Raw genomic sequence first — 5024 nt, 5'->3', positions numbered from 1 at the left:
GACCGTGGTGCTGGTCAACCCGCGTGCGCTGGGCTACAACGGCCTGGTCATCATCGGTGTCGTGCTTGACCGCTCCACCACCGACTCATTCGCCGCGTTTGAAAAAGCCGCCGCCGGCCTCACGGGTTGCCTTGAGGTGCAACTGGTGACCGGCGAGTTTGATTATTTTGTGAAGCTGCGCATCAAGAGCATCGACTCGTTCAACGAGATGCACAGCGCCCAGCTTGTGGCCCTGCCCGGCGTGCGGCAGGTGCGCACCTTTGTATGCCTCAAGGAAGTGTTCGAGACGACCGTGATTCCGGTATGAAGTGGCGGGCTGGTTCGGGGGGAAGTTACGCCGTCAATCCTTGCGCTCTCCGTAAGCCGAGTCAGCCGAATACGCCGGGCGAATCCGCGTCTTTTTCACAACGCCACCCGGTGTGAACAGAATCACCAGTTCCGGGTTGGTCACCGTGGCTTGCGGCGTCTTTTTCCGGTAGACCCACACCTCGAATCCGCTGTCGAACTTCACCGACGTGGCGGCGTCGCCCAGCGCGGCCGTCACGTCTGCCTTGGTGGATTGCCCGGCCACGATGGCGCCCTGCGCGCTTTCCATCGTCATCGCCGGGTCACGAAAAGGCGGCGGCGCTTCCTCAGGGCCGAACAATCCCCCCGGGCCCGCGCAGCCGGCCAGCCACAGGCAGGCAAGCAGCATCGCACCGGCATGCCGCAACGTTTGGCGGGGCAAGGTTTTCATCACGGCCCGTCCATGTACTCAAACTCCACCAGCGTGTCGTCCGGCCAGCTCCGGTCACCCAGCGGCAGCACGTAAGTGCGGTCTACCAGTACCTCGCAGTCGCAATACGGCAGGTCGCCGTTCAGGTTGGGGTCGTCGCTGGCGGCGGCGTACAGCTTGTCGATGGAAAGAATCTCCCGCCGCGCGCCGTTCACCATGGCCACGCTGAACAAAGGCCGGTCTGCAAAGAACAGATAAAGCGGCGCCTTCCTGTCGCAGTAAGCCGGCGTATCCAGAATCACCCGCGCCAGCCGGCCGATCACGTTGGTGGTGTTCGACACCAGGCCAGCCTCCATGCCCACCTGGCACTCCAGCCGCAAGTCCCCCAGCCGACGCGTGTTGGGCGGCAGGCCCGGCGTGCGTATCTCCGTGCGCCACGTCATGGTCTGCGCCTTCCGGTTCGGAATCACCTGTGCGTTCTCGTCAAACGCCTTGGGGTCACGCTCCAGCGTAAAGGTATGGTCCGGCGCCACCGCCACGCCAAACGCCACCGTCGTCCCGATGACCTCCATCTCGATGCGGTCCATCTCCGTTTCGCGCTTGCGCGGCAAGAGTTTGAAGCGCAGCGACGCGTTGGGCGCCATGGCGGCGCGCTGTTTCTCGAAAAGGTCCATGCCGCGGACCATCTTGCGGTAGGACTTTTCGACGGGGTCGCGGTTTGCCTTGGCGGCGATGGTGACCTGCGGCAGCGTGCCTGCGGCTTTGTCCTGCGCAGCGGTGCCCAGGCACGCAGCGGCCAGGGCTGACGCCAGGATCAGCCGTGTGGCGAGGCGAAAAGGGCGGGTTGGCATGGCACCGTCAGTACGGAACGGATTCACAGGTAAAACCGATCCTAGTACGCGCGAACACGCAGCTGTGTAGGACTTGTTCCAGCGGTGCGGCGGGCCGCCGTTCCGCTCGCCGGTGAGCTTGCGCAAGGGGTTCAGGATTGTGCAGACGCGCTATTAAATCAGGAGCTGCTTGCGCCCGTCCTGATTAGGTTTCAGGCACTTTTTATGCCTGAAACAGGCGTTTTTAAGGTGTTTTCCACACCCGCCGCCGGCGTGATGAGGCGCGCCGGCGCTCACACCAGCGCCGGCAGGCTGTTCAGCACTTTGTCCAGTGTGATCGGGTAGTGGCGCACCCGCGCGCCGGTGGCGTTGTAGACCGCATTGGCCACGGCAGCGCCGACGCCGCAGATGCCCAGTTCACCGACGCCCTTGGCCTTCATCGGCGATGAGGTCGGGTCGGTCTCTTCCAGGAAGATCACGTCCTGGTGCGGAATGTCGGCATGCACCGGTACCTCGTAGCCCGCCAGGTCGTGGTTCACGAAAAAGCCGTGACGCTTGTCGACGGCGAGTTCTTCCATCAACGCCGCGCCCACGCCCATGGTCATCGCGCCTATCACCTGGCTGCGCGCGCTCTTGGGGTTGAGGATGCGGCCCGCGGCGCAGACGGCCAGCATGCGTCGCACACGAATTTCGCCGGTGTAGATGTCGACGCCCACTTCCACAAAGTGCGCGCCGAAGGTCGACTGCTGGAATTTTTTGCCCAGGTCGCCGAACTCGATGGTGTCTTCGGCGACGAGGCCCTGGGCGCCGGCAGCTTCAGCCAGCGGCACAGTGCGGCCATCCGCGCTGACCATGCCGTCGGCAAACGTGATGTCGCCCTGGGTCATTCCCAGCTTGTTGGCGACGGCTTCGCGCAGCTTCATGCAGGCGGCGTACACGCCCGACGTAGAGCTGTTGGCGCCCCATTGCCCGCCCGAGCCGGCCGACACGGGAAAGGCGGAGTCGCCCAGCCGCACAAACACCTTTTGCAGCGGCACGCCCATGACTTCAGCGGCGGTCTGCGCAATGACGGTGTAGGTGCCGGTGCCGATATCGGTCATGTCGGTTTCGACCGTGACAAGGCCGGTGTTGTCCAGCCGCACGCGCGCACCAGACGGCATTGTCAGGTTGTTGCGAAAAGCCGAGGCGACACCCAGGCCCACCAGCCAGCGCCCTTCACGCAGCTGGCCCGGTTTGGCTACGCGCCGGTTCCAGCCGAAGGTTTGCGCGCCGGTTCTCAGGCATTGGATCAACTGGCGCTGGGAGTAAGCACGGTCGGGTTTTTCAGGGTCTACCTGCGTGTCGTTGAGGACACGGAACTCCACCGGGTCCATGCCCAGCTTCCCGGCCATTTCATCCATGGCGATCTCGAGCGCCATCAAGCCGGGCGCCTCGCCCGGTGCACGCATCGCGTTGCCTTCGGGAAGGTCCAGCACGGCCAGCCGTGTGGCGGTCATGCGGTTGGCGCCGGCGTAAAGCAGGCGCGTCTGGTTCACCGCGGTCTCGGGCCCGCCGCCGGGCAGGTCGCCTGACCAGCCCTCATGGCCGATGGAAGTGAGCTTGCCGTCGCGCCCCGCCCCAAGGCGTATGCGCTGGATGGTGGCCGGCCGGTGGGTGGTGTTGTTCATCATCAGCGGCCGCTGCAGCGCGACCTTGACCGGCCGCTGCACCGTGCGCGCACCCAGCGCGGCCAGCAGCACATCGGCACGCAGGAAAAGCTTGCCGCCGAAGCCCCCGCCGATAAAGGGCGACACCAGCCTGACGTTGGCTTTGGGGATGCCCAGCGTTTTGGCCAGATCGCCCACGCCCCAGTCGATCATCTGGTTGGCTGTCCAGACCGTGAGCTTGTCGCCATTCCACGCTGCGATGGTGGCGTGCGGCTCCATCATGGCGTGCGACTGGTCGGGCGTGGTGTAGGTGGCGTCCAGCTGCACAGGCGCGGTGGCAAAGGCGCCCGCGAAATCGCCCACCCTGGTTTCAGGTTCACCCGAAAAATCAGACGCCTTGGCCAGTGGCGCGCCGTCTTTTTCAGACGCCAGGTTGAACTTGCCCGGCGTGCTCTCATAGACGATGCGTACCAGTTGCGCGGCGGCGCGCGCCTGCTCAAATGTGTTGGCCACCACCAGCGCCACGGCCTGGTGGTAGTGCTCAATCTCCGGCCCGCCCAGCAGCTTGGCCGTGTTGAAGCTGCCTTTGGTGAGCTTGCCGGCGTTCTCTGCCGTGACGATGGCCAGCACGCCCGGCGCGGTGCGGGCCGCGCGCAAATCCATCGACGCGATGCGGCCCTTGGCGATGCCGGCGCCTACGACGTAGCCGTAAGCCGCGTCGGGTGCGGCGTCGTGGCGCTCGTAGGCGTAGGGTGCGGTGCCGGTGGTTTTGAGCGGGCCGTCAATGCGGTCGGTCGGTTTGCCGATGACCTTGAGCTGGTCAATGGGGTTGGTGGTGGCAGGGGTGTCGAATTTCACGATGCGCTCCTCGCCTGGGCCAGCACGGCGGCGATGGTTCGCTCTGCCAGTGGCAATTTGAAGGCGTTGTCATGTGTCGGTGTGGCGCCGGCCAGCACGCCGGCCGCAAGAGCCCGCGCACCTTGCGGCATGGCGGCCTCTGCGGCTTCAACGCGCCAGGGCTTGTGCGCCACGCCGCCCAGGGCGACCTTGCCGGAGCCATCACGCTGCACGATGGCAGCCACGGAAACGAGCGCGAAGGCGTAAGAGGCGCGGTCACGCACCTTGCGGTAGATGTGCACGCCGCCGGCCGGGCGCGGCAGCGTCACGGCGGTGATCAGCTCACCGGGCTCCAGCGCGGTTTCGATGTGCGGCGTTTCGCCTGGCAGCCGGTGAAAGTCAGCAATGGGAATGACGCGCGCACGCCCGTCGGCCCGCACGGTTTCTACCGATGCGTCGAGCACCCGCATGGCAACAGCCATATCACTCGGGTGGGTGGCGATGCAGGTCTGGCTGGTGCCGATGATGCCGTGCTGGCGGTTCACGCCCCCGATGGCGCTGCATCCGCTGCCCGRCTGGCGCTTGTTGCAGGGCTGGTCGGTGTCATAAAAGTAGGGGCAGCGCGTGCGCTGCAGCAGGTTGCCGGCGGTGGTTGCCTTGTTGCGCAGCTGGCCCGAGGCGCCGGCGAGCAGGGCCCGTGACAGCACGCCGTAGTCGCGCCGCACGCGCTCGTCTGAGGCCAGCGCGGTGTTGCGAACCATCGCGCCCACTCGCAGGCCGCCTTCGGGTGTCGCTTCAATCTTGTCCAGCGCCAGGCCGTTCACGTCGACAAGATGCGCCGGCGCTTCGATCTGCAGCTTCATCAAATCAAGCAGGTTGGTGCCGCCTGCGATGAATTTTGCCGCCGGGTTGCGGGCCACCGCTGCGGCAGCTTGTGCCGGCGAGGTGGCGCGCTCGTATGTGAAGGGTTTCATGCCTGCCCCCCCGCGACTTCAG

Annotated in this window: 5 protein-coding genes; 1 reads left to right on the top strand and 4 read right to left on the bottom strand. The window is 65.7% G+C overall.

What is annotated here, in order from left to right; all coding sequences use genetic code 11:
* Positions 1-307 (top strand): Lrp/AsnC family transcriptional regulator (locus tag AC1DWI_RS13620; RefSeq protein ID WP_477725017.1); only part of this gene is annotated, 307 nt, incomplete at its 5' end.
* A gap of 33 nt (positions 308-340) precedes the next feature.
* Here the strand turns inward: AC1DWI_RS13620 and AC1DWI_RS13615 are convergent.
* The 4 genes from AC1DWI_RS13615 to AC1DWI_RS13600 all read right to left on the bottom strand — a co-directional run bounded on the left by AC1DWI_RS13615 (position 341) and on the right by AC1DWI_RS13600 (position 5002).
* On the bottom strand, positions 341-736 hold the full coding sequence (locus AC1DWI_RS13615) for a hypothetical protein (RefSeq protein ID WP_477669955.1): 396 nt from the start codon (positions 734-736) through the stop codon (positions 341-343).
* Positions 736-1566 (bottom strand): hypothetical protein, encoded by an 831-nt coding sequence (locus AC1DWI_RS13610; RefSeq protein WP_477669954.1) that lies wholly within the window; start codon positions 1564-1566, stop codon positions 736-738. Before AC1DWI_RS13610 ends, AC1DWI_RS13615 begins: the two co-directional genes overlap by 1 nt.
* Positions 1567-1838: 272 nt before the next feature.
* Positions 1839-4049, bottom strand: a complete 2211-nt coding sequence (paoC, locus tag AC1DWI_RS13605; RefSeq protein ID WP_477669953.1) for an aldehyde oxidoreductase molybdenum-binding subunit PaoC — start codon at positions 4047-4049, stop codon at positions 1839-1841.
* Positions 4046-5002, bottom strand: a complete 957-nt coding sequence (locus AC1DWI_RS13600) for an FAD binding domain-containing protein (RefSeq protein WP_477725016.1) — start codon at positions 5000-5002, stop codon at positions 4046-4048. Before AC1DWI_RS13600 ends, paoC begins: the two co-directional genes overlap by 4 nt.
* Between the last annotated feature and the right edge of the window lie 22 nt (positions 5003-5024).

It is taken from the genome of Polaromonas sp. P3_C2, from assembly GCF_056402675.1.
The sequence above is the reverse complement of the archived record's forward strand: the minus strand, read 5'-3'. Positions and strand labels throughout refer to the sequence as shown.